The organism is Chryseobacterium panacisoli, assembly GCF_008274625.1.
In the GTDB taxonomy this organism is placed as follows: domain Bacteria; phylum Bacteroidota; class Bacteroidia; order Flavobacteriales; family Weeksellaceae; genus Chryseobacterium; species Chryseobacterium panacisoli.
Window position 1 is genome coordinate 1 of the sequence record NZ_VTRU01000001.1, and the last position, 24938, is coordinate 24938.

Below are 24938 nucleotides of genomic sequence, written 5' to 3' on the forward strand. Positions count from 1 at the left end.
GATGTCAGAAAATTTTCAATCGATGAAATAATGGAGCTTCCTGAGAACAGGATTGTTCTGCCTATAAGGGTTGATCAGGATGGAAACAATCAAATTGAGATTATTCCCCAAAAAGCTTCTATGGGCTACCTGAATGGCTATGGAGATCCGGAATACATAGAAAGTCTGGAGACCATATCATTACCTTTTTTAAAAGGTGGTAAGTTCAGGGCATTTCCAGCCGATGGAGATTCAATGCCTCCTTATAAGAACGGAACCTATATTGTAGGAAAATATGTAGAAAATCTTTCGGATTTGAAAACGGACAGAACGTATGTTTTCATTACCACCAATGATGGTATCAGTTATAAAAGATTTCAGTTTCATGAAGCTGATGGTATATGGGTTAAGGCTGACAATCAATTTTATGAGCCTTATAAAATTCCATTGCCTGAAATTAAAGAAATCTGGGAATTTGCCTGTAGTATTAATACCAAAGAATATGAGCCTGATGAATTTTCAGAACATCATATTCAAAATTTTATCACAGAAATTAAAACCGATATCAAACAGATCAAAGAAAAAATGGGAGATAGGAATTGAAACTATTTTGAGTACATGGCATAATTAAAAAACTTCTCCGAAGGGAAGTAAAAAACACAAATGATGAAAAAACATCCCGAAGTAACGGGATGTTTCTAAGATAAATATTTTAATTTAAAGTTAAATGACCCAGCTGAGTTTATTTGATGCAGAAGAGTTGTATGAGTTTCCAAAAGACCTTTTGGAATACAAAGAGAATTTCCTGAACAGGGAAGAAGCAGATTTGCTAAAAAATAAATTATTGGATACTGCTCCCTGGGAACAGCGTACACAGAAGATGTACGATAAGATGGTGCTAACTCCACGGTTGACCGCTTGGTATGGAGATTCAAAATATAACGATTCAGAAGAAGATAAAAAGCCAACGAATCCATGGACTCCTGAATTGTTTACATTAAAACAAAGAATCGAAAAGGAATTTGGCTGTCAATTCAATGGTGTTTTATTAAACTTATACCGAGACCATAATGACTCCGTCGCCTGGCACCGAGATAAAGAAAGCAGATATGGCAAACGTCCTGTCATTGCATCCATCAGTCTTGGACAAACCAGAAACTTTGATTTCAGGAAGAAAGATCATCATTCAAGCAAATACAGTCTTCCGCTTCCTCACGGTTCCTTACTTATTATGAAAGGCGATTTACAGGAGCATTGGGAACACAGGATTGCGAAATCAACTATACCAATGAAAGAACGAATTAATCTGACTTTTCGATTAATAAAGTCTTAAGAATAGACCTGCTTGAGGGCATGCTATAATTTTTGCAAATGCTTTTCGGCGCATTCATGTAAAATCCTATCAATTTCCGAATCAATCTCAGGGGAGATATCTTGTGTCCTGCCAAATCCGAGGCTACCGCTTCCAGACTGTCCGAACGTAATCATATACGCTGTTGAAAGATCGATTTTTTCTTCATAAAGAAAATCTTTATGTTTTTCATTAAGTTCTGCTATTTTAATTTCAACACAGTCTGAAAATCTTTCAGCACCATTTCCAAAAAGCTTTTCAGTTAAGCCCATAGTCTTTCATATTTTATTGTAAATATCGATATTTTCTAAGTAAATATTTATCACTTAAAGCAAAATTCTTTTCATTACTACGAAAAAGTAGTGATTTTATATGATTTCTGTTGTCCAATTTTACATCACCAATAATCATAAAAATCACAGTTATGAATATCGAAAGAACAGAATTTATAGCCTGGATGGAGAGAATCATGGAAAGATTTGACCTACTGAAAGAGCAAATGCTTAAGAACCAGTCCAGATTTATAGAAGTAGACGGGGAACAGCTTCTGGATAACCAGGATGTTTTGCAGCTTTTAAAAATAAGTTCCCGATCATTACAGCGGTATAGGACTGATAAAAAGCTGCCTTACTATACCATCAGCGGAAAGCTGTACTATAAGCTTTCTGATGTCCATCAATTGATCAGAGAATGTTTAAATTCTTGATAGTAACAAGACATCCACAGCCAAATCATTCATCACCATTCCAATCTTTTAGAGCATCATAATTGAGCTTATACCTTGGTTCCATTAAATGAAATACAATGGAAAATGAATTGATAAACCATCAGGAACCCAATGAACTTAAACCGGCAACAGATACACTCCTTGTCCTGAACATTCATACCAATCAGGTTGAGATGGTCAAAGGAATTGATCAAGATGGGAATCTTCAAAAGGTTCCTCCAAAAGAAAAAAAGGATAATGAACAGCTGATCAGGGTAGATAAACATGGCGATATTTTCTCCAACTTCTTTTCTAATTTCTACCGACAGCTTAAAAATCCCACGCATTTCAACTTTTTCAAAGTATCGGAATACAATGCCATCAATACCGCCAAGGATCTTCAGAAATATGTCGATCAGGCATCACCTGAAGAAAAAGAAAAGCTGAAAGACTACGAAGTTTTACCTCAACATAACAACAATCCAAAAAATAAAAATACAATGGACAACAACACAGACAATCAGGAGTACCGTTTTCAGCCGGAACAAATCGACTGGAAAACGATGGAAAAATTCGGACTTAATCAGGAGAAGCTTGAAAAAATGAATGCGATGGATGCATTACTCAGAGGTTTTAAAACCAATACACTAATTCCCATCACTATTAATCTGGGAACGGCGGTCAGTAAGATGGATGTCCGATTATCCCTTCAGACAGGGGATACAGGACAGGTTGCCGTTCACCTGCATGGTATCCGAAAGGAACCCAACCTCAATAATACATTCTTAGGTCACCAGTTCACGGATGAAGACAAAAAGAATCTGAAAGAAACCGGGAATATGGGTCGGGTAGTAGATCTTGTCAATCCTAAAACTGATGAAATCATTCCATCAGTGATCAGCCGTGACCGTTTAACCAATGAATTGGTTGCTTACAGGGCGGAGTACATGAAAATCCCTGATGAAATCAAAGGAATTAGGCTTGATGAACATCAGAAACAAACCTTATTGGAAGGAGGACCATTGTATCTTGAAGGGATGACTTCTAAAAAAGGAGAATTGTTCAATGCTACCGTACAGTTCAATGCGGATAAGCGGTATGTGGAATTTCTGTTCAATAATAATCAGAATCAACAACAAAGTCAATATCATCATAACCAACAGCAAACTCAGCATACGGATAAAGAAGCACCCAAAATATTCAGAGGAAAAGAACTGGACGATTCACAGTATGAAAAATTCAAAGTCGGGCAAACCGTGTATGTTGATGGTCTTACTGATGCTAAAGGTAAAGCCTATCAAGGTTATATTACCTTCAATAAAGAGACTTCCAAAACCGATTTCTCCTTCAATCATCCTAATAAGCTCAAAGAAGAGGCAAAGCCTACAGAAGATCATAAAACCCAAACTGCGGTTAATACGCAGGGTAAAACCAATGAAGCTACTAAAAATGTGAAGGAGCCTTTAGAATCCAAACAGCAGCAGCCTGCCAGTCAACAGCAGGAACACCAGCAAAAAAAGATTAGAAAACCAAGAGGACGAAAACTATAGTAATCATCTAAATCCATCATATGAAAGCAATCATCGCAGAAAAACCGAGTGTCGCAAGAGAAATTGCACAATTATTAGGAGTCCATGAAAAAAAAGACGGCTATCTGTGCGGTAACGGATACTGTGTCACCTGGGCATTGGGACATTTGATCGCGCTAGGAATGCCGGAAGATTATGGTATAAGAGGCTTTAACAAAGCCTCTTTGCCTATCTTTCCCAAGCCCTTTATTCTGACTCCCAAAAAGCTAAAGAAAACAAAAGGCTATGAGCCTGATCCTCTCGCTTTAAAACAGCTCAACACCATACAACAAGTCATCAATCAATGCAGCAGTATTATTGTCGCCACAGATGCAGGAAGGGAAGGAGAGCTGATCTTCCGTTATATCTATCATTACCTACAATGCAACAAACCTTTTGAAAGACTCTGGATCAGTTCCCTGACAGAAAAAGCAATACAGGACGGTTTTAAAAGCCTTCAGCCAGGCGATGCCTTTGACGGTTTGTATCAAGCTGCTAAAGCCAGAAGTGAAGCGGACTGGCTGGTAGGAATCAATGCTACTCAGGCATTAACCATCGCAGGGAACCAAGATGTTTATTCATTAGGCAGAGTGCAGACGCCAACCCTGGCTTTAATCTGTCAACGGTTTCTTCAGCATCAAAACTTCACCAAGCAAAAATACTTTCAGATTCAGCTGAGCCACAGAAAAGAATATACAGACTTCACCAGTCTTTCGCTATTACAATGGGAAGAAAAAAAGCAGGCAGAACAAATCCAAAAGATTATAGAGCGAGAGGGAAGAGCTATTGTAGAAGATGTATCTGTTAAAACAGTACAGGAGCAATCTCCCTTACTTTTCGACCTCACTGAATTACAGAAAGAAGCCAACAGAAAACTGGGGCTTTCTGCTGATGAGGTTTTACAAACAGCCCAAAGCCTCTATGAGAAACAGTTCATCACTTACCCCAGAACCGGCAGCAAGTATATTCCTGAAGATGTATGGAGTGATATTCCTGAGCTGGTCAGAATACTGAATCAGACCGAACCCTTCAAAACAGCCATAACCCATTTAAAATTCGGAAACTTCAACAAGCGGATCGTTAATGATCTAAAAGTTACCGACCATCACGGATTACTCATAACAACCAAAACACCTTCTGCACTTAGCGCTACGGAAAAAGCCATTTACCAGATGATTGCTTACCGCTTATTGGAATCCCTATCCCATACCTGTATAAAACAAGTCACCCAAATCCAGATAAAAGTACATCATTATGAATTCCAGATCAAGGGATCAAAAATACTTAATCAAGGCTGGCGAGCCATCAAAGGGATTCTTTCTGACAATGAAAATTCTAATAATAAAAATGAAGTCCTTACTGAACTTCCAGAATTCAAAATAGGGGATGAACTGAAAATATCAAAAATAGAATTATTGGAAAAAGTAACGCAACCTCCCAAGCTTTATACAGAAGCTGACCTCTTATCAGCGATGGAAAATGCTGGCAGATCTATGGAGAACAAAGATGAACAGAAAGCGCTATCCAATATCGGTATCGGAACCCCAGCCACCAGAGCTTCTATTATCGAAACGCTGCTCAGCAGAAACTATATCGTCAGAAAAAGCAAAACCCTGCATCCCACTGATAAAGGCTTACAGGTTTACAACCTGGTCAAAGACAAAAAAATAGCCAATGTCCAAATGACCGCAGAATGGGAAATAGCACTGGATAGAATTGAAAGAGGTGAACTCAATAAAACTCAATTCATCAACGACATCCAACACTACACAGCAGAAATCACCAGCGAACTTTTATCACTCCATATTCCTCAAGAAAATATTCCCCAACTCAAATGCCCCAAATGCCAACAACATAATGTTATTATCAAGGATAAAATTGTCAAATGCCCAGATGAGCAATGCAACTGGATCCTCTTTAGAACCATATGCGGAATACAACTTAGCATAAAAGATCTTACTTTACTATTAACTCAAAATAAAACATCACTCATCAAAAACATGAAAAGCAAAAACGGTAAAAAGTTTGATACTTACTTATTGTTGAAAGATAATTTCACTACAACATTTGAATTTTCAAAACATTAATATAAAAGAAAGACTGTAGCCAATTGATACAGTCTTTTACTTTTGTTGTAATAAAATTGATTATTTTTTATATCCAAAGTTGTAATATTTAAGATTTTTGAACGTTTCAAATTAAACTTCTAATTGAATAGAATGGTAAATTAAGAAAGTAATTAATACGCATAAATGTCATCTAGGTCATCAATAAAATAACCTTCATTATGAATCTCTTTAATTGGATTGTCGTAAAGTAAGAATGCTTTGATTTCGGGCTCAAGAATAATGCTATCTTTTGTGATAATATTTAATTTAACTTGTTCTCTTAATTGCATAAGAAGTCTACCTAAAGCATTTTTACCTTTTAAAACATTAGGTGCTACTGGTGAAGCTCCCCAAACGGTATCTTTTTTTGAAAACTCTACAATAGTCTTGTCTCCCGTACTCAATAACAACTTAGAAAATGCATCAAAGTTTTGAATGAGTTTAACTTCAAGACACCACTTCATCACTTTGAACTTTACTTGATCCCAATCCTGTCGACTGTATTGCTGGTATTTTCTACTTACAGCTTTTGCGTCCATGGGATTTTTGGTTTCAATGATTTCCTTTTGTATTAAGGGAAATAATGGAAATCTACAAGCCTGATAAATAATTTCGGAACTTTGAATATTGACTTCATTAATAAACAAAGAATAACCTGGGGCCATATTGGAAAGTCCTCCAAACTTATTCTCAGTTTTAGCAAAAGTTACAATTTCTTTTGTATTATATTCTCTAATGCTTGTATTCATATTGCTAAATTAAGTATTTTTTTTTATCCTCTATTGGTTACAGGAAAAAGTGGTTTCCATTTGTGACCTGGAACTTCCCACCAATATACTAATGGACAGTTATTGGGAATATTCCTCCAGGTGAAAAAATGAGTTCCCAGACCAAAAATTTTATAAGCTGGATTAATAAGTCCCAGTGGCCTCAGATTTGGCTTGATTACTCCGTCTATCCTATTGATAATATCGATTCCTGTTTCAGTAATAATATTTTCATATTTGATTCTATTACTCGGATTTGTAAAAAAAGTTTCGTCTGCCGGATCCGTTTTGCTTCTGTATGCATAATCCTCGTACTTAGTAGCCTTAAGATTCTCCAGATAGCTGTTGATCTTAATATTATTGCCTTTAATAGGTTTAGCAATGTTGAGTTTTTGGTCAGCAAATTTTGCGTGATTTTCAATATCATAATTAGAGTACCAGTTAACTTTTTTACTCACTTTATCTCCAAACGTTTTAATAATTCTAAAATTCTGAAAAGAAAAGCCCCATTGGTGCAGGCAAAAAACACTTATAGATAAGGTTATCTCGTTTAACGAAACTTTCTCAGCGAACGTTTTATCATGGGCATCCTTTTGCCCTAAAAATTCTAAAATATGTCGTCCAATTGTACTTCCTGAAGCTAAAATGTCATCGAAGTAGATGTAGTGTTTCTTAGGGAAAGTCAGGTAATCTCTGTAGGACACAGAAAAGTTTTCATCAAGTATTTCATCAAGCAACTCCAAGATAGCTGGCTGGCTCTTATGGGACTGTTGAAGATCCAAAAACTCAGTGTCCATTAAAAACTGTGTCACATTGGAATAGCCAAATAATTTGATGTATTTTCCAATATGACCTTTAACATATTTTTTAGCCTTATCCCGAGAGATATATACTTCAGAAATAAAATTGTCAAGTTCCGTCAGTATTAGGGCACTGTTATCCTCAAATTGCTCCGCCCATTCCAAAATTTTTTTCGGAGTGATATTAATATCATCGTGATTTCGATAATCTTTTACAACTTCATAAATTCGATCTGCGACCTCTTGCATATACTGAAATTTCTTTTGTCCAAAAATAAATAAAAAAGTAATAACTAAAATTCTTTTGATTCTTTAAAATTTCTAATCTAGCCAATGTGTTAATTGAAACTATTATGCAACATTCCCTAGTCAAAGTCAGAGGCGGCACTGTTATTTCTTATTGCTGGAAATAATGGATACCAATCATTTGAACCCCACCAAAATACTAGTGGGCAGGTATTAGAGACATTCCGCCAAGTAAAAAAATGCGTTCCCGTTCCAAGGGTCTTATTGGTAGGATTTGTCATTCCGAGTGGACGAAGACCATAAGCGGAAATGTGATCGATCGATTTCATAATTTCAAACCCTTTTCCGAGCAATATTTGCTCGTATCGCATTCTATTTTCAGCAGATGAAAAGAAATCTTCTTTTTTGGGATAGTTTGCATCTCTAAAAGCAAAATCTTCATTGTAATAGTCGTAATCGTTATTGAGATTATCCTCTACGAATTGAAGTACTTGCTCACCAACTTCTGAGCGAAGAGGATAGATGTGGTTAAACTTGGGGTTGGGATTATAGTAGTTGATCTTTGGATTATTTTCTATTTCCGAAACACGGTAAAATTTAAATCTATTCTGAAGGTCTGCTCCCAGCTTTTTACCTATAGAGTAACTCACATTTTTAGATGCCCAATTGTGTAAAATAACGAATGAGCCAATTATTTTGATATTACTTTCTATAAACTCTTCGTTTCCGTAGTCAGCTATCTTTTCAAGAATATCACTTTTGAACGTTCCACCTGAAGCAAGGACATCATCGGCATAGTACCATTGTTTGATATTCTTGGTACCGCAGTCTTCAAGCGATCTTCCATATTTCTCTTTCAAAAGTTCATCGATAAAACCCAAAAAAACTTTTTGACTTTTACCTGAAGGTTGACAATCTAAAAATTCCGTTTCATCAAAAAATTGACCGATATCATCATATCCAAGATGCTTACTGATGATATCAAATTCTGTGGAAATCATTTCCAAGGTGTAATCTTTGGTAAGGTAAGATTTTGGGATCAAATGTAACAATTCATCAACCAAAAATTCTCTGTCTGATTCTTCGAATTGTTCCAACCATTTGTTGAAATGATCAGCATCAATTTTCGTGCGGTAACCTCTTCCAATATCTTCATTTCTATATCCACCGATTATCGAAATGATCTTATCAATTTTTTCTTCCATCTGTCAATAAATTATTTTATTATTTGATAAATTCAAATATATAAATGTTCATACATAGTGTATTCAGTATTTTTACGGAAAACTAATGTTTAGAAATGAGATTACTATAATCGATAGTTTTCAATTCTTCAGCGACTTGTTCAAGACTCTGAATATAACTGATTGCTTTATCCATAAAGGTATCATAATCCAATCTTCCAATATAGTCTGGATATGGCAGTTCCGGATAACAGGACTTCCAAATTACAAGAGCCACTTCGAGGGCCAGTCTTGAAAATTGTTCTGCCTTTTCAATCCAATCGGCAGGCTTTAGCCAAATCTGCTCCTTCGTTGGAGAGAAATGAACAGCCGAGTTCCTGATATTCTCATAAATATTGAAAAAAGAAACAAAAGGCTCCTGGATCTGACTCTCATCAGATGTAATGATGACGGTTTTTCTATCATTTCTTATCAATTGATGAAATCGTTCAATCTTCGATTTTAACTGTAAAAATCTACCATTCTTCTTGCCATAAAGTATTTCAGAGTCAGATTCAGATAATGTTTCAGCATTTCTTTTGGCATGACTGAAACCGAGGCTGTTGACGAAGCATTCAACAAATGCATAAAATGAAATCACAGCTAATCTGGAATTAGCAGACACTTCATATTTCAAATCGGTTATTTTTCGGACGGTTTCATGGTCAAAATCCTTTGTTCCTTCCTGCTGAATAACCTTTTGTTTGAAATCTCCGTATTCCTTTAGCTGATCGTAAGCTTTTTGGGCTTTGACAAGACAATTAAATGAATCTTTAATCAGAAATTCTTCTTCAATTCCCAAATTTCCTCTGTGTACATACAATCCAATTCTAAAGTGATACGGAATATGATTATATGGTATAAACCCCTGAATATTTATTCTATCCTCCAGCCATCCGTATTCCAGTCCATAGGAATAAATTTCAGAATCATCTTTGAAAAACTGATCCCAATCAGCAACAATTTCATCCAAACTTTTCCTGACTGGAAATCTTTTTAAGAGAGGAGCTGCCATTTGTTCCAAATTTGACTTTATGTAAGGAAGTTTTTCCAGTATTTCCTCCCTATCGGAAAATTTAAAAAAATCATGAATATTTCCGACCATCTTGCTCACCTGCTCAAAATCCGCATCTGGTATAAATGAAGCCATCAGCTTTAAATAGACCGCGATATTAAAAACCGAATTGACTTCTCTTTCTTTATCATTCATTTCTTCAAATTTTCTATTAACAAATAGTTTGAGAACAAAGTTTTAAGCGTTATAACACAAACTGTCAAGAAAAGCGGAACGCGCCATACTGATCTTCCTTTCCATTTCATCTTTGGGATCTGGTTTCTGGTACCATTCACTATCCATAATTCGCAGAATGATCTCATTCCAGTATCTCTCGTGGTCCATATCATTTCTGATGATCCCAAAATCTCTGCAGAGCGCGTCTTTGTTCTTGTTGTCGTAACAAATAAAAACATCCGGTCTTTTCATGGCAAGCAACCTTGTACTCGTCGCTAGATAATTTCCTGGCAAGACCATTTTAAAATGATCTAGAAAACAATCATAGTTTGTTTTTGTAACTGGTCCATTAAGAGGAATTTCATCTAAGGCAAATGATATTAGTTCATTATTGTCATTTATCAATTTGCTAAACTTACCGGCACCTCTCATGCTGCCAAAAAAAGCCCAATCTTTAGCTCCTGGAATTGTACGCTCCAGATCAGTGGGTAGACCGGCGATAAATTTTCTTTCACTTTTGTCAAGTTCTTTAAAGTGTCGTACCTTTTGAAATAGTTCTTTAGCGATTTCAATTACTCTGATTCTTCTTTCAATAATGCTTTTACCTTCACCGAAGACATCATCCATAAATTCGTCCCAAGATTTTATTTGCAGTTCAATTTTATGTGAAGGGATGGACATACCTTTTGTACTTCCGTACTGGCCAGATAAACTCTGAATCTTTGGCTGCTGAATATCCCATATCTTTCTATAGTTCTCCCAGTCTGATTCAGTAAAAGTCTTTCCCAATTCGAAAGATGATCTGATAATTTCTAGTGTAGACTCGTACACTTCTTTGGAATTAATGTCTTTGGCATTCATAAGAATGCAAACTTCAGTATTTTTCGTAAATGCACTTGCTGTAAAATTGGCGCTACCTATGATGAGTTCCCAATAATTTTCATCATTGGTAAACAAATAAACTTTTGGATGAAAAGTTCCTTTAGGCTGCTCTATGAAACGAACATTTTCATCATCAATAAACTCTTTGATAAAATCAGGATGAGTTTGATAAAAATGTATTCCAACCGTTATGTTATGAATTTTGTATCTATTTTCAATCAACTCTCCAAAAACTTCATTTCCTGCACTTGCCCATGCCGTTGCCCAATGGAAATTGCTATATTGTTTTATCAACCTTTTAAATTCTTTTGTAAGGTCTGACTGTTTAATCAATAATTTCATTGAAAAATATTATGTTTTTGAACAAGTATATTAGCTCTTAATTACACATCTCTTTTAGAATTGGTAATAAATTTTTTACCGGAAATAAGACCAAAGTAATACTGTTCATTTAAAAAGCTTAAGATATTCTTACAAGCTTTTTTATCATTAGGTAATTTTAGTTTACCGTTTTCCATTTCAATATCAAGATTGAATTTTTTGGCTGAGGCCTTAATTTTTCTAGGAGAAGCAGAGACTATGATCTGACTTTTTTGAATCAATGTGATTTGCTTTCTGATCATGGTATCACTATTTTCTTTAAGCCAATCTAAATCTAATTCAAAGATCGTATTGCCAGCGAACTCTTCAATTGTTTCATTGGATGCCTCTTCGAAGAAATCGCTTAAGGAAATAATTTTGTTAGCGTTAGCGTACGATTTAAAATAAAATTTACCGTCCTGGTAGATGGCATTAACCATATTTTCTACAATGAGCGCATCTTCCTTTAATTTGTGATAAGTTGTTCCACTGTAAAAAATAACATTTTTGTTCTGAAGTAATTTTCTTTTATCAAAATTTTGAAAATAATAAATGTCATCTTCAATCCAAAAAAGAGTTTTAATATCATCTTTGGTAATATCCAAAACTTCCAAACCGATTGCATTAGAATTCGCTTCAATGACATTTTCGGGCAAATCCATTTCTACATATAACACTTCGTCCCCATCGATCTTAAAGTTTCCGTCAAATAGAATCTCCTCCGTATCAGAAGTCATTATTGAACTTGCATTGTTGATAAAAACGTTTTTAATATTTTCGGTAATAGATTGTAATAAGTCAATCTTTCTTACGGAATCATCTTTAAGAATTGCAAAAAAATTGCAAGGTGTAGCGTTTCTAGCCATAATTTTAGTTTTTAATAATCACGTAATCCGTCAATTGAGAATAAGTACTTATTTGATTAGCATTGATCAATTTATTTTTAGATATCATGGTATAGGTCACATCCTTCTTGGTCGAAATCTCATAATATCGGTATCCAAAAATTTTCAGACACGGATTGTAGAAATAAGTTTTTAAATTAATTAAAACAATGACCGCCAATATGATGCACCATACTGTTAAATATGTTGAGTCCTTCTTGACCAGCTCAATACAGGGTAAAAAATAACTTAATATGAAAGTAGGCAAATTAAAATCAGCACTTTTGATTGCCTTGATATCAATCTTATTTTTAGTCAGATTATTTTCTGCCCATTTTATAATTAGGATACTGAATGGAAATGCAATCAAAAAGCAGAAAATAAAGTTGATACGATTGAAAACTTCTTTCCAAGAATCCACGAACGTAATTGAATATCCTTCTTTATTAAGGTTAAGTATTTCAACCACTCCAACAATTAGAAGGACTGGAGAATAAGCAGAAATAACAAATAAAATTTTTATAAAATTTGAAAACATTAAGTTGTTGGTTATCAGTTTTAATTACAAATATAAAATTTAATTCTATAAAATGTTGTTAGTGCAATTTTCAAATGAATCATATCTAAAAATTACGAAAAGTAAAGCTATATTAAATAACACTTTGATAAATACGGTTATCCGTAAAAGTATCTTTTTTTTAATAATATTTGAGCTAAAATATAATCGGGAAAAACCTGATTTTAATAATTCTATTCTTGATGAAACTACTATTTTACTGGAAGAATATGAAGATACAATTCTAGAGTTTTTCCGCTATTGAAGAAAATGAATTTAATATTTTAGAAAAGGATCATCATAAATATCTGATCTATTTAGTCTATTATCATTTAAACTGCTATGCCAAAACCATCAAACATAATATTTCTAGTAAAAAAATAATTTGGAGACTGGGTCCTTCCTGATAAGATAGGATGATATTATCAAATGGAAGGCTGGAAGCAAGAGATTAATGAATTCATGCTGTTGTTGTGAATTCATTTGTTTTTATATTCATTCGAAATCAAAATGAGTTTAGCTTGACCTTAATGATCTACATTCTTCATACATCATTATTCTTGAGAAATATGAGAAGAGCCTAGATTTTTAAAACCATGAAAAAATTGGCAATGATTTTAAGGAATTTATTGAAAACGTTGAAATTGATTAAACTAATAAAAAAGAATATGATATTGTTGGAAAAATTGAGAATTTGAAGTAGTAATATCTATAAGAGTTTGTAATTCACTATCATTTTATATAATCAAATTTCTATTATAATGTCCCTTAAGTATTTAAAATAATGGTATCCAGAAATGATGCATTTCAAATATACCTTTGCTTTCATCATCGTACTTATGCGTCGATATAAATTCATGCTCGTTATCACATTTTAGTAGCAGTGAATCATCTGGGTAGAATTTTGAAATTTTGTCATTTACAAGCTTTAGCCATTCAATAATTGACTGATTTTCTACAAACGCAATCATACCATTTTTTTTTATATCATCCCTACCATGAATTGCAACTTTATATCGCTCTATTCCCCCGGAAGTTTTATTATTAGGACCCAAGTTATCACTTATAACGTACTCCTCATCTTTCAATGTTTTATATTTCGGAAGTCTCTTAGCTTCAGCGTAAAATATCCTAGTGTAGTTATCGTCATTTAGATAAAAATATATATCTTCTCTGGCAGTACTACTAATATTTTCATGTTCTTTTTGAACTCCAATCCATTTTTTATTATCAAGTCTACTAGTTCCAATTATATTAAAAGTATCAACTAATGTTTGAGTGTTAAGTCCTTCACGTAAACCTTTCTTTAAATGTGTTTTTTTTTCAGTGATACCTTGACGTATTATGTATAATACGTCATTTAAATATTTATGACTAGGTGAAATAAAATCAAATTTCATTAATAACCATTTTTAAACATTTCACTTTTAACATTTTCAGCGTCTCGAAAAGCAATACTTCTCATCCAATATTTTAACTTATTAGGTTTTATAAAACTAATCTGATTATTAAATCCAAAGTAGACAATAACATTATTAATTATTAAAGCGTTGTCCGATGAATTGTCTTGTAATATTTGATTAAATAATAAACCTGTAGCTGTAGTTAGATTATTCTGTATTGACTTATTTTTGTCTGAATGCTCAAAAGTCACCCAAATATAAGACTCATTGATAATTTGCCTAACTGTTCTAAACATAAAGTCTTCTTGTTGGTAGGTGAAATTTAAAATTTCACAAAATATTTTTGCATAACTAGTAACTTTTTCTTGATCAATTTTACTATATATTATGCTATCAGACTTATACAATGAATCGGCTATTAATTCAGAATCTTCTATCAATATTTTGTCGAAATCATCTAAAATTTTAAATGATTTTAAGTTATTATTTTGATCAAAAATTAAAGGTAATCTTAAAATATCTTGTCTATTAATGGAGTATGCACCACCTTGTTGTATATATGCTTTTGGTGATAGTATTTTTATTAAAAATATATATAATTCTCTGTTAGCCTTAAAAATCTGAACGAAATTTTTCATTACATCCAAATTTTCTGATTTCAGATTCAAGACTCCATTAGGAATCATTATATCAGATGTGTTAAGTACTATCGGTAAATTTACATTTACATTTAGACGTATAAGAATGTTGGGAGGGTAAAAACCATTTTTAGGTATTCTTACCCAATCTTCCTTGTCTACTACTGTTATTGCTTCTGCAATGCTGTCACTAGAAAATGCTGTTGAATCTAGGTTTTTCTTTCCTGCTAGATTTACAACTTTTCCAGCGGCGCGATGTTCTGGATTGTCGATTACATCATTATCACGGGTATATCCTATATTTGCTGTGAAATTGTGATGTTTTAAATAGTCTTCTATAGATGAATAATTGTTAAATTTTTCAACAAATGAATGAAGTCTTCCTCCTCCTAATAAATTTAATTTCCAAATATTTTTTTTTGTAAAAATCAAACTGTACGGGATTCGAAATTTGTCGTATTTGTCAACTTGAAAGCGTATAGCACCTTTTTCGTTAGCTGACGAATTTCTTATAATTATATGTTCTACAGTTTTCTGCTTATTATGACTAGAATTATTTAATTTAACAGCTACTGTCGCAACTTTTGTTTTTCCCCATAGATGTTCGCGTAAAGGAGTGAAGTCGTACACTCTTTCTAAGTTCCATCTGGTCATTAATGATTTTCTATATTCAAAAGATTTTGTTGTATGTAGAAATGTAGCCGCAGGCATAATCATGTAAATTATTCCTTCTGGTTTCAATAGTTTTTCTAAGCTTTTATGTAAGAAAATTATAGCAGGGTTGCTATCAGGAAAAGGTTGTTTTTTATTTTTATAGTCAATGAAAGTTTCTTTTGCAAAATCATCATCTATATTTTTTTTAACATTTTTAAGCATTTCTGACTTTGAAATGTTAAAAGGTGGATTGCCTGCAATAATATCAAATTTATTATCATTTATTTTGTACCATTTTGCAAAACCTTGATTTGTTAAATTTCCTAAAGACTCTAAACTATCAAATGTCAAATTTTCCCAAATCTCTTTAGGCCTAATATGACTTGATAATTCGATTTGAAGTGAGGTAGCTGTAATTGATAACGCATCTTCATTAATGTCTACACCAAAAATACAATTTGAAAGAATGGATTTGATAGCAGTTATGTCTCTTTCACCTCGAATAGATGATTTTTTATTTTTTATCATCCACAAGGTTATTAGCCTTTTGTATGCTAAAACCAAAAAAATTCCAGAACCACATGACGGATCTAATAACTTAAATGTATTGAAGTCTAAATCTTTATCAAATGGCAATAATTCATTAATAAGGAGTCTAGCTAAATGTGGTGGGGTATAAAATGCTCCAGTACTTTTTTGCTTGTCATCTATTGCTACAACAAATCTTTCATATAGACGGCTTATAAATTCAATCGGTAGCAGATTAAAGTCATAATATCTCCATATAGACATTTGGCCGTTTAATTCCTTATTGCCATCTAATGCATCGGCAATAATATTAAAATCAGCTTTTTTAAGAGTATCTAACTCCTTTTCAGAAAGATTAAAAATTCCGCCTTTAAATTTGTCATTTAGAAAATTCAGTAGTCCTATTATGTCATTACCACGTAGAACATCACAAAAATTATTTTTCTCAACAGTGCTCTTCGTAGAACTAATAATATATGTGTCAAAGAAATTTTTTTCAAATACACTATTTCCAAATTCGTCAAGTTGCTCCTCTAAATATTTGATTAGTATAAATTTGACAAGAATTTTTTTTAAAAGTGTTAACTCGCAGCCAATTGCTGTGTGCCTATTTAAAATCTGCACTTCAATATGGTTTAAAAGTTTTTGATAGGGTGAAACACTTACATAATCCGCAGGAGATTCCTCTAAAATATATCCTTCAAAAATTCTTTTTTTAAGTTTATTGTCAATGTACTTTATCGTATGTGTAAGGCCGTCAAGGTAATATGGCTGTTTTTCATTAACTATTGGATTTCTAGTATCTATAATTTTGAATCCATCAGAATAAATTATTATAGCTAAAGCTATCTCGCCCATTGTCCATAGTTGCCTATTAACTTCAACTAAATCTATTGTTTTTTTGTCTGTAGCATATCGCTGATCGTAAATATATATAAATGGAACTGGCTTGCTTTCTACCGTATCGCTAAAACAATAGAAATAATCTGCATTGACAACTTCTGCTTGTTTTCTGTAATATTCTAAAAGGTTGTCAGTGAATAAAATACTTACAGAATATAAATTATTTTTATATTCTGTTAAGTCAAGATTATCAAATATAGAAATGTCTTTATCTATGGGCATCTGTTGTACTAAAGCGATATGATACAAATTTAATCAAATATCTCAATAATTCGAACACTATTCTCGTGTTCTGTTTGATAAATTGAAAAGTAAAATAAAATCCTAATTCTTTTGAATTAGGATTTTCTTCTATTATGATTTTTAAATTCTTTTTGTAACTCTATAATTTCAATTTGAAGTTTTTCATATTCAATGTCAGTCAACTTAGTAAATAAAATCAAGATGTCAATTTTGAAGTAATTACAAAATTTGACGATACTTTCTATTGTTGGATTAGTTTCTGCTCTTTCAATTCTACCAACTTGATTACTTGAAAGATTAATCTCATTGCCAAGTTGTAATTGCGAAAGTTTACCCTTCAATCTATGAAATTGAAATATTTTTCCAATTTGAAATTTTAATTCGTCTACTTCCCATATATACATTTAGTAAATTTTGGGCTTTCTTAGATTTTTCATAAACACATATATGTGTTATTGTTATTTTTTTACTATATTTGTAAAATAGGTTACAGAAAATGTAACTTTGCGATACTTCAAAAAAAATAGAAGCTATTGCTTAGAATCTTGTATTAGAAAACTGGTAATTTTAGAATGCACAAGACGATAAGCAGAAAGCTCACGACCTAGGCGTGGGCTCTCTTATCTTGTGCAAAGGTATACCAGTACCCCTAATACGGATAATGTAGAGTCCCATGCCGTTTTTTTTCAATGCAGTTCGCTTTATCTCTACCTAATAAATCTAAGCCCGCTTCCTAAAAATAGTATCAGACACGATACAATAGGAGGGTACAACCTATTGCGGCTTTAAAAAGCTTACACGGGAACACAGATTTCATTCATATTAAATTCTTTCCGGTGCCTTGCGGTCACTGCTTACAGAACCTCACCAGTCCTTTTTCATACCAAAGGGCATCAGGAAAGTCTTTATCTAAAAAATGAATCAAAAAACTACTCAACTTAAAATCAGAAGAAAGAAAAAAGCCCCTTCCCATGCAGTTTGGAGACCAACGGGAAAGAGCGTAGTTCAGTAATTAATCTTTAAAAATTAAAAAACCTTTACAAATCTATGAAAAATTCCTATTACCATATAGGAGGCATTTTCTTTGGGCTCATGTTTACCGCTGTAAGCATTGGTACAAAAGCACAAACAGGCACCATTTCCGGTACCGTAACCTCATTCGACAAACCTTTACAGGGAGTCATCATCTCCCAAGAGGGCAGTGACCAGGTAACCATGACCGGCAACAACGGAACCTATACCTTACAGGTTTCAGAAGAAAATCCCATCCTATTGTTCAGACACACTGATTATACAGAAAAGAAATTCACAGTCACTAATCAGACCGTCGTTAATATTAGCTTAGAACAAAAAGTAAAGGGAATCGAAGAAGTTATTCTCAACGCTGGCTACTACAAGGTTAAAGACAAAGAAAGAACCGGTAGTATCGCCAAAGTTTCAGCAAAAGATATAGAAAACCAGCCTGTCACCAATGTTTTATCAACCGTGCAGGGAAGAATGGCAGGAGTCAGTATCACCCAGAATTCAGGAGTTCCGGGAGGCGGCTACAGCATCCAGATCCGAGGGCGTAACAGTCTGAGAACTTATGCCAACAGTGAAATTGATGGAAGCCAGCCCTTATATATAGTGGATGGTGTACCAGCGGGAAGCGGAATGACTGCTACTTATGGTGCCAATATCTTGTCAGATGCCAACCTAAATCCTTTAAGCAATATCAGCCCCAATGATATCGAAAGCATTGAAGTATTAAAAGATGCAGATGCCACCGCTATTTATGGTTCAAGAGGAGCTAACGGAGTTGTACTGGTAACGACTAAACGGGCTAGGAAAGGAACTTTAGGACTTTCTATCAATACATCCTATGCTTTAAGCAACAGCCTTTCCAATCTTACCATGATGAATACGGAGCAATATCTGGGAATGCGAAGACAGGCTTATGCGAATGATGGAATTACCGTATATCCGGCCACTGCGTATGATATCAACGGAACATGGGACCAAGGCCGTTATACGGATTGGTTCAAAACACTTCTCGGTAATACATCGGTTAGCTCCAATGTCCAGCTGTCTTTATCGGGAGGCGGGGAGAAGACCTCTTTTCTGGTAAGTTACGGACACAATGAGCAGACTACGGTCTTTGCCAAAGATTTCCGGTATAAAACCAATACCTTACTGGGTAACCTGTCACACCGCTCAGCAGACAACCGTCTGAACTTTACCATGTCAACACTCTTTTCAAAGCTGGAACATAATGTAATCAGTCTTGACAATACCAGCAGCGCTTTGTTTCTGGCTCCCAATGCTCCCGCTCTGTACGATTCAGGAGGAAATATCAACTGGCAGAACAATACTTTTGATAATCCTTTGGCTGCCTATAACAGTACCTATTCCAACAACAATATTCAGTTCATGAATAATTTCACGGCGGGTTACGAATTGTTGAAAAATGTACAGATCAGACTCAATGGAGGAATCAGTTATCAGACCTTTGATGAACTTTCCTTACAGCCCAGTACGATCTATAATCCGTCATTAGGGATAGGTCCTGCCAATTCCAGGGCGCTACAAAGCAATAAAAGCAGGCTGTCCTATACTTTGGAACCACAATTGAACTGGAGCTTTAAAAAAGGTAGTCATCAGGTGGATGTCCTGGCAGGAGGTACCTATCAGAGCGATCTGAATACTCAGGCTGCCATACAGGGATATGGTTTTACCAGTAATGCATTTATTGAAAATATTTCCGCAGCTACTACCAAGCTGATTTCGGACCAGATCAAAACAGAATATAAGTATACAGCCGTCTTCGGAAGACTTAATTATCAGTTTGACCATCGCTATATCATTAATATTACGGGCAGAAGAGACGGAAGCAGCCGTTTGGGAACCAACCGTAAGTTTGCGAACTTCGGTGCGGTGGGAGCGGCCTGGCTGTTCTCCAACGAAAGCTTTATGAAAGAACTGTCCTGGCTCTCCTTTGGAAAGCTGAGAGGAAGTTATGGCTCATCCGGAACTGATAATATTGGGAACTACCAGTATAACGATACGTTTATCACTTCTACCTTAGGATATAATAATGTAACAGGACTGGTTCCTTCCAAACTGTTCAATCCTAATTTCAGCTGGGAGAAAACCATAAAATTAGAAGCCGCACTGGAAATGGGATTCTTTAAGGATAGATTTCATGTTACGGCATCCCATTACCGCAACCGTTCATCGAATCAACTGGTAGGCTATCAGCTTCCATCAGTAACAGGGTTTACTTCAGTGCTGGCCAATCTGGATGCCACCATTCAAAATACGGGTTGGGAATTTGAGATCGTAGGGCGTCCGTTTAACGGAGCTTTTAAATGGGAAACATCAGCCAATGTAAGCTTTCCGAAGAATAAACTTCTGTCTTTCCCAGGACTGGAAGGATCAACCTATGCCAACTCTTACGCAATAGGGCAATCCGTTAATATTATAAAATTGTATCATCTGGAAGGTATCAATCCTCAGAACGGTCAGTATATCTTTACGGATTACAATGGTGACGGCAGGATCAGTTCCCCTGATGATAGGCAGATTATTAAAAATATAGGCGTAGAGTTTTTCGGGGGCTGGAGCAATAATTTCAGCTATAAAAACTGGTCATTGTCAATGCTTGTTCAGTTTGTCAAACAGCAAAGCCGCAATTTTAATTACCAGATGTCTTCCCCCGGACTGATGCGGAATCTTCCGGTAGAGGCCCTTAATGTGTGGTCACCGGATAATCCGAATGGACTGTATATGCCGTATCACGCTGCCGCATCACCACTGCATAGTTTATTTCAGATGAGTGATGCGACGGTGTCCGATGGATCGTTCATCCGGTTGAAAAATATTCAGCTTAGCTATCGGATTCCTCTGCAGGGGAAGCTCATCAGAGAAGCCAAGATCTATTTTCAGGGTCAGAATCTCTATACCTGGACCAAGTATTTCGGGCTGGATCCGGAGTTTTCATCTTTAGGATTTCTGCCGCCTCTAAAAACGTATTCTTTCGGCATGCAGATTAACTTTTAAAACCAGTACAATGAAACTTTATAAACAATTCTATATCATAACAGGATTTTTAATACTAAACAATATGAGTTCCTGTGAAAAACTGATCGAAGTAGAACTGCCTTCCAATCAGATTGCTTCAGATCAGGTATTTGTAGATGTACAGACGGCAGATGCTGCTCTGGCTGGATTATATTCAGGACTGCGCGACAACTCGCCGTTTGCAGGAGATCAATCGGGCAGACTGTTAGGGCTTTACACCGATGACCTGGATTTTTATTCCACTACGGCAACCAATGGACTACCGGAGATATCCCAAAACCTTCAGAACGATTCCAATGCCAGTATTTATACAGACTGGTCAACTTCATATAAGCAGATCTATGTGGCCAATGCCATACTGGAAGGCATTGAAAAGTCAAAGTCCATTTCCCAGGCAGACCGCAACCGAATCAAAGGAGAGGCATTAATGGTCAGATCCATGCTGCTGTTATACCTTCAGCAGGTATATGGAGATATTCCTTATCCGACAACGACCGATTATCAGGTTAACCAGACAATTTCAAAAACTGATAAGGCACAGGTACTTAAACAGCTGAGTGAAGATCTTAAAGAATCCATCAGCCTGCTTCAGGACAGCTACAGAAATACGGAGAGGATTTTCCCTAACCGTAAAATGGCGGAACTGCTATTGGCTAAAGTCTATCTGCTAGAGGGAAGATGGGTAGAGGCTGAGCTTCTGTTAAAGGGCATTATTCAAAGTCCTATGTACCAGTTTCAGAATGATATTACCAAGGTCTTTATCAAATCCGGCACGCATATTCTCTGGCAGCTGAAACCTAAAAATTCCGGTGACGGCACCAAAGAGTCCGGAATCTATTATTTTAACAACTCAGCACCTTCGATGACGGCTCTCAGTACTGGCCTTGTCAATGCATTTTATCCCGCAGATCTCAGAAAACAATACTGGATGGCACCGGTAACATTTAACGGAACAACCTGGTACAGAGCTGAGAAATATAAAAACAGGACAGCCAATACAACGGAGTATTCAATTATTGCCCGGCTGGAAGAAGTCTATCTTCTTTTAGCCGAGACTTTGGTACAGCAAAATAAAATAGATGAAGCCCTTTTTTACCTCAATAAAACCAGACAGAGGGCAGGAATGGCACCATTAGCTTTGCCTTCATCAAAAGAAGAAGCACTCAGTGAGATCACACGGGAAAACCGACGAGAGTTTTTTACAGAAATGGGACATCGTTTCTTCGATTTGAAAAGAGTCGGAAAGCTGGATACATCTATACAGGGAAAGCCTAACTGGAAGTTTTTTCATAAACTATGGCCAATTCCCCAGCAGGATATTTTGTTAAATCCCAATTTAAAACCTCAAAATGAAGGCTATTAAAATCAAAGCGCTATTATGCATAATGATTATCTGTATGTGCAGCCAAGGATTGTTGGGACAATATAATATTGATTCTATACAACAGAGATATGCTGCATTCTATACTATTGCTCATTTAAAAGTATCAGATGATAACCGATGGGTTTCTTTTTCTAAGATTTACAAGAAAAATGCAGATACCACCATTATTGCCACTACTGACAAACAGCAATCTGTCAAAGCTGTTTTGACTGGTGTTTCTGAAAGCTACTTTTTGAAGGATAATCATTTTTTCTGGCTGGGTAGTGGCAAGGCACAACTTATCAATCTTCGAAACGGAGATAAGAAAGATTTTAAGGAAGTCAGCAAAATAGAAATACTGCCCGCTCTGGGATATTATGCTGTTTGGTACAAAAACCGTTTTCTGGAAGTATTTGACAGCAAAAACAAACTTGTTGCCTCAGTTTCTGATGTGACACAGTTGGTCAGTAATAAACAGGATAAATTATATGTAATGGTTAATCGAAACAATCTCTCATCGGTTTGGTCTTTGCAATCCAAAGAATTTAATAAAGTCTATACCTCTGAACAGAATATAAAAAAAATCATGCTCGCACCCTCACAGAAATATCTTGCAGTTACAGAGCAGGAGAAATCTTCTGATGGATTACAGCTTGTATTACTCGATACCAAATCACTCAAAGTTTCAAGAGTTGGCAATGGTTTTATTAAGTCTGATTATATTGAGGTGCGTGAGATCAAAAACGGACTTGCTTTTTTTCTGGATTTTAATAGCCGGCCAAAACCTGCTCCTACCGCCCAGCCGGAAGTAAAATATGGTACCGATCCCGATTTATGGCTTTATAGAATGGGAGAGCAGTATCATGAGTACTGGGTGTATGATATAAAGTCAGAGCAGTCTCAAAAGGTAGATACTGGTTTTGCGTTTATGGCTGCTATGGATCATGAACGATATTTTCTGAGCTTTGACCGAAAGGAAAGGAATGCCTACGTCAGTTCTGTTTCTTGGTTTGACATTTATTTGTATGACCGCCATAGTAAAACTTCAAAAAAGATACTCTCTCAGATCTCCAACCTTGTAGTTAGCCGACAGGGTAAATATATAGTAGGATTCAGTGAAGAAGAAAAGCGATGGATTCTGTATAATACTTTATTATCCGGAAAAATGACGATTGAAAACCCTCATATTGGGAGGCCAACTTTTAGTGATGACAATCATTATGTTTTTTTTGAGAGCGAGAATGGAATATACAGGTTTAATGTACGGACGAAAAATTTGGAAGAACTGCCCTTAACAGCGAATAAAAAAGTTACTATTCTCAATGTTAAAGAAGATGTGATCTACGGAACGTTAGGCGCAGACTTTAGAATCCGCAGTATTAATGCCAAGAAGCCTATTATCCTTGAGCAGTATGATCAAAACAACAATGAAACATCATATGTTCAATGGTTTCATGATAAAATCAAGGTGCTTCTTCCGGCCACTAAAAACAAGGTAAGTGATTTCAAAATAAATCTCCTGAGCCAGGCGGTTTTCAGTCTGGAAGAGAATTTTAACAGCCCTCAGACAATTTATCAATATCATAGCGGTCATAAGAAAGAAGTGTATCAAAGCAATAGGCATGATCATGAGATCACTACGGCCAGGCAGGAAATACTTTCATACAAGAATAGTTTGGGAGTACAAATCAAAGGTGTATTGTATTATCCCCTTAACTTTGATGTCCGAAAGAGATATCCCTTGATTTTGTCGATCTATGAAGTTCAGAATAAAAGGGCATCGGTATATCCCTATCCTTATTTTTCGGGGATAGGGATTAATATCCGGTCACTCATTGATAATGGCTATTTTGTTTTTCTTCCCGATGTGGTTTTGGATAGCCGGGGACCTGGGTTTGCTGCGTTGGATTGTGTGCACTCAGGACTGGATGCCCTAAAAGGATATGCCAATATTGACAGCAATAGAGTAGGACTCATGGGGCATTCATTTGGCGGGTTCGGAACCAGTTTTATAGCGACCCGTTCCCATCGTTTTGCGGCCTATATATCCGGAGCAGCCGTTACCGACCTTGTTAAATTTTATTTTTCCTTCAGTCAGGAAAGAAATCTTCCCAATTATCCGCGCTTTGAAAACGGACAGTTTGATATGAAGGTGCCGTTTTCTAAGAATAAAATGCTTTACTATGATAACAGCCCTATTGCCAATGTAGAGAAAGTTAATAAGCCGATCCTTCTCTGGACAGGACTGAAAGACGGAAACGTTCCTTATACTCATACCGAAGAATTGTATACGGGTTTGCTGCGGAATCAAAAAAAGGCGGTAGTACTGTATTATAAAAATCAGGATCATGACCTGGCAAAAAACAGTGCTGAGAGCATAGATCTGCATTTGAGAATCCTGGAATGGTGGGATTACTTTCTGAAAGATAAAAAAGATATTCCCTGGATTGATAAAGAAATGAAAAAGGATGCCCTGTAAGGCATCC

The 24938-nt window shown here is 35.4% G+C and carries 18 protein-coding genes; 8 read left to right on the plus strand and 10 right to left on the minus strand.

The genetic code is table 11. From position 1 onward, the window contains the following. Positions 1-582: S24 family peptidase (locus FW781_RS00005; RefSeq protein ID WP_149385545.1), on the plus strand; the 582-nt coding region annotated here is incomplete at its 5' end. A gap of 124 nt (positions 583-706) precedes the next feature. After that, the gene (locus tag FW781_RS00010) at positions 707-1312 is read left to right on the plus strand and encodes an alpha-ketoglutarate-dependent dioxygenase AlkB family protein (RefSeq protein WP_149385546.1); all 606 of its coding nucleotides are present in this window, start codon (positions 707-709) and stop codon (positions 1310-1312) included. Positions 1313-1335: 23 nt separating this feature from the next. Here FW781_RS00010 and FW781_RS00015 read toward each other — a convergent pair whose 3' ends face one another. Beyond that, a complete protein-coding gene (locus FW781_RS00015; RefSeq protein ID WP_149385547.1) occupies positions 1336-1602 on the minus strand; it encodes a hypothetical protein in 267 nt (88 codons plus the stop codon). A gap of 152 nt (positions 1603-1754) precedes the next feature. Here FW781_RS00015 and FW781_RS00020 point away from each other — a divergent pair, with 152 nt between their 5' ends. From FW781_RS00020 to FW781_RS00030, 3 genes are all read left to right on the plus strand, one after another. Further along, positions 1755-2036, plus strand: coding sequence for a helix-turn-helix domain-containing protein (locus FW781_RS00020; protein ID WP_002980966.1), 282 nt, complete (start codon positions 1755-1757; stop codon positions 2034-2036). Between the two features lie 98 nt (positions 2037-2134). Beyond that, a complete protein-coding gene (locus tag FW781_RS00025) occupies positions 2135-3586 on the plus strand; it encodes a DUF3945 domain-containing protein (RefSeq protein WP_149385548.1) in 1452 nt (483 codons plus the stop codon). 20 nt (positions 3587-3606) lie between these two features. Next, positions 3607-5691 carry a type IA DNA topoisomerase gene (locus FW781_RS00030; protein WP_149385549.1) on the plus strand — a complete coding sequence of 695 codons (2085 nt, stop codon included), beginning with the start codon at positions 3607-3609 and terminating at the stop codon, positions 5689-5691. Positions 5692-5843: 152 nt separating this feature from the next. Here FW781_RS00030 and FW781_RS00035 read toward each other — a convergent pair whose 3' ends face one another. The 9 genes from FW781_RS00035 to FW781_RS00075 all read right to left on the minus strand — a co-directional run bounded on the left by FW781_RS00035 (position 5844) and on the right by FW781_RS00075 (position 17434). Next, positions 5844-6461, minus strand: a complete 618-nt coding sequence (locus FW781_RS00035; protein ID WP_149385550.1) for an NADAR family protein — start codon at positions 6459-6461, stop codon at positions 5844-5846. Positions 6462-6484: 23 nt separating this feature from the next. Then, on the minus strand, positions 6485-7528 hold the full coding sequence (locus tag FW781_RS00040) for a phosphoribosyltransferase-like protein (protein ID WP_149385551.1): 1044 nt from the start codon (positions 7526-7528) through the stop codon (positions 6485-6487). Positions 7529-7644: 116 nt separating this feature from the next. Further along, positions 7645-8730, minus strand: coding sequence for a phosphoribosyltransferase-like protein (locus FW781_RS00045; protein ID WP_149385552.1), 1086 nt, complete (start codon positions 8728-8730; stop codon positions 7645-7647). An 82-nt stretch (positions 8731-8812) separates the two neighbouring features. Continuing rightward, on the minus strand, positions 8813-9958 hold the full coding sequence (locus FW781_RS00050; RefSeq protein WP_149385553.1) for a hypothetical protein: 1146 nt from the start codon (positions 9956-9958) through the stop codon (positions 8813-8815). Positions 9959-10000: 42 nt separating this feature from the next. Then, entirely contained in the window at positions 10001-11203 is a 1203-nt protein-coding gene (locus FW781_RS00055) for a phospholipase D family protein (protein WP_149385554.1), read from the minus strand. A gap of 41 nt (positions 11204-11244) precedes the next feature. Continuing rightward, positions 11245-12087, minus strand: coding sequence for a DUF4868 domain-containing protein (locus FW781_RS00060; RefSeq protein ID WP_149385555.1), 843 nt, complete (start codon positions 12085-12087; stop codon positions 11245-11247). Positions 12088-13437: 1350 nt separating this feature from the next. Further along, positions 13438-14061, minus strand: a complete 624-nt coding sequence (locus FW781_RS00065) for a hypothetical protein (RefSeq protein WP_149385556.1) — start codon at positions 14059-14061, stop codon at positions 13438-13440. Next, complete coding sequence (locus FW781_RS00070) at positions 14061-17009, minus strand: HsdM family class I SAM-dependent methyltransferase (protein ID WP_149385557.1); 2949 nt, start codon at positions 17007-17009, stop codon at positions 14061-14063. The genes FW781_RS00065 and FW781_RS00070 overlap by 1 nt, the downstream gene beginning before the upstream one ends. Before the next feature lie 116 nt (positions 17010-17125). After that, positions 17126-17434, minus strand: a complete 309-nt coding sequence (locus FW781_RS00075; protein ID WP_149385558.1) for a helix-turn-helix domain-containing protein — start codon at positions 17432-17434, stop codon at positions 17126-17128. 643 nt (positions 17435-18077) lie between these two features. On the opposite strand from FW781_RS00075, the gene FW781_RS00080 reads away from it, so the two are divergent. The 3 genes from FW781_RS00080 (at position 18078) to FW781_RS00090 (ending at position 24931) form a co-directional block, all read left to right on the plus strand. Further along, positions 18078-21068, plus strand: a complete 2991-nt coding sequence (locus FW781_RS00080) for a SusC/RagA family TonB-linked outer membrane protein (RefSeq protein WP_149385559.1) — start codon at positions 18078-18080, stop codon at positions 21066-21068. A 64-nt stretch (positions 21069-21132) separates the two neighbouring features. After that, positions 21133-22452: a RagB/SusD family nutrient uptake outer membrane protein gene (locus FW781_RS00085; protein WP_228720096.1), complete on the plus strand. Its 1320-nt coding sequence runs from the start codon at positions 21133-21135 to the stop codon at positions 22450-22452. After that, a complete protein-coding gene (locus FW781_RS00090) occupies positions 22439-24931 on the plus strand; it encodes an alpha/beta hydrolase family protein (protein ID WP_149385561.1) in 2493 nt (830 codons plus the stop codon). Before FW781_RS00085 ends, FW781_RS00090 begins: the two co-directional genes overlap by 14 nt. The last annotated feature ends 7 nt before the right edge of the window (positions 24932-24938 follow it).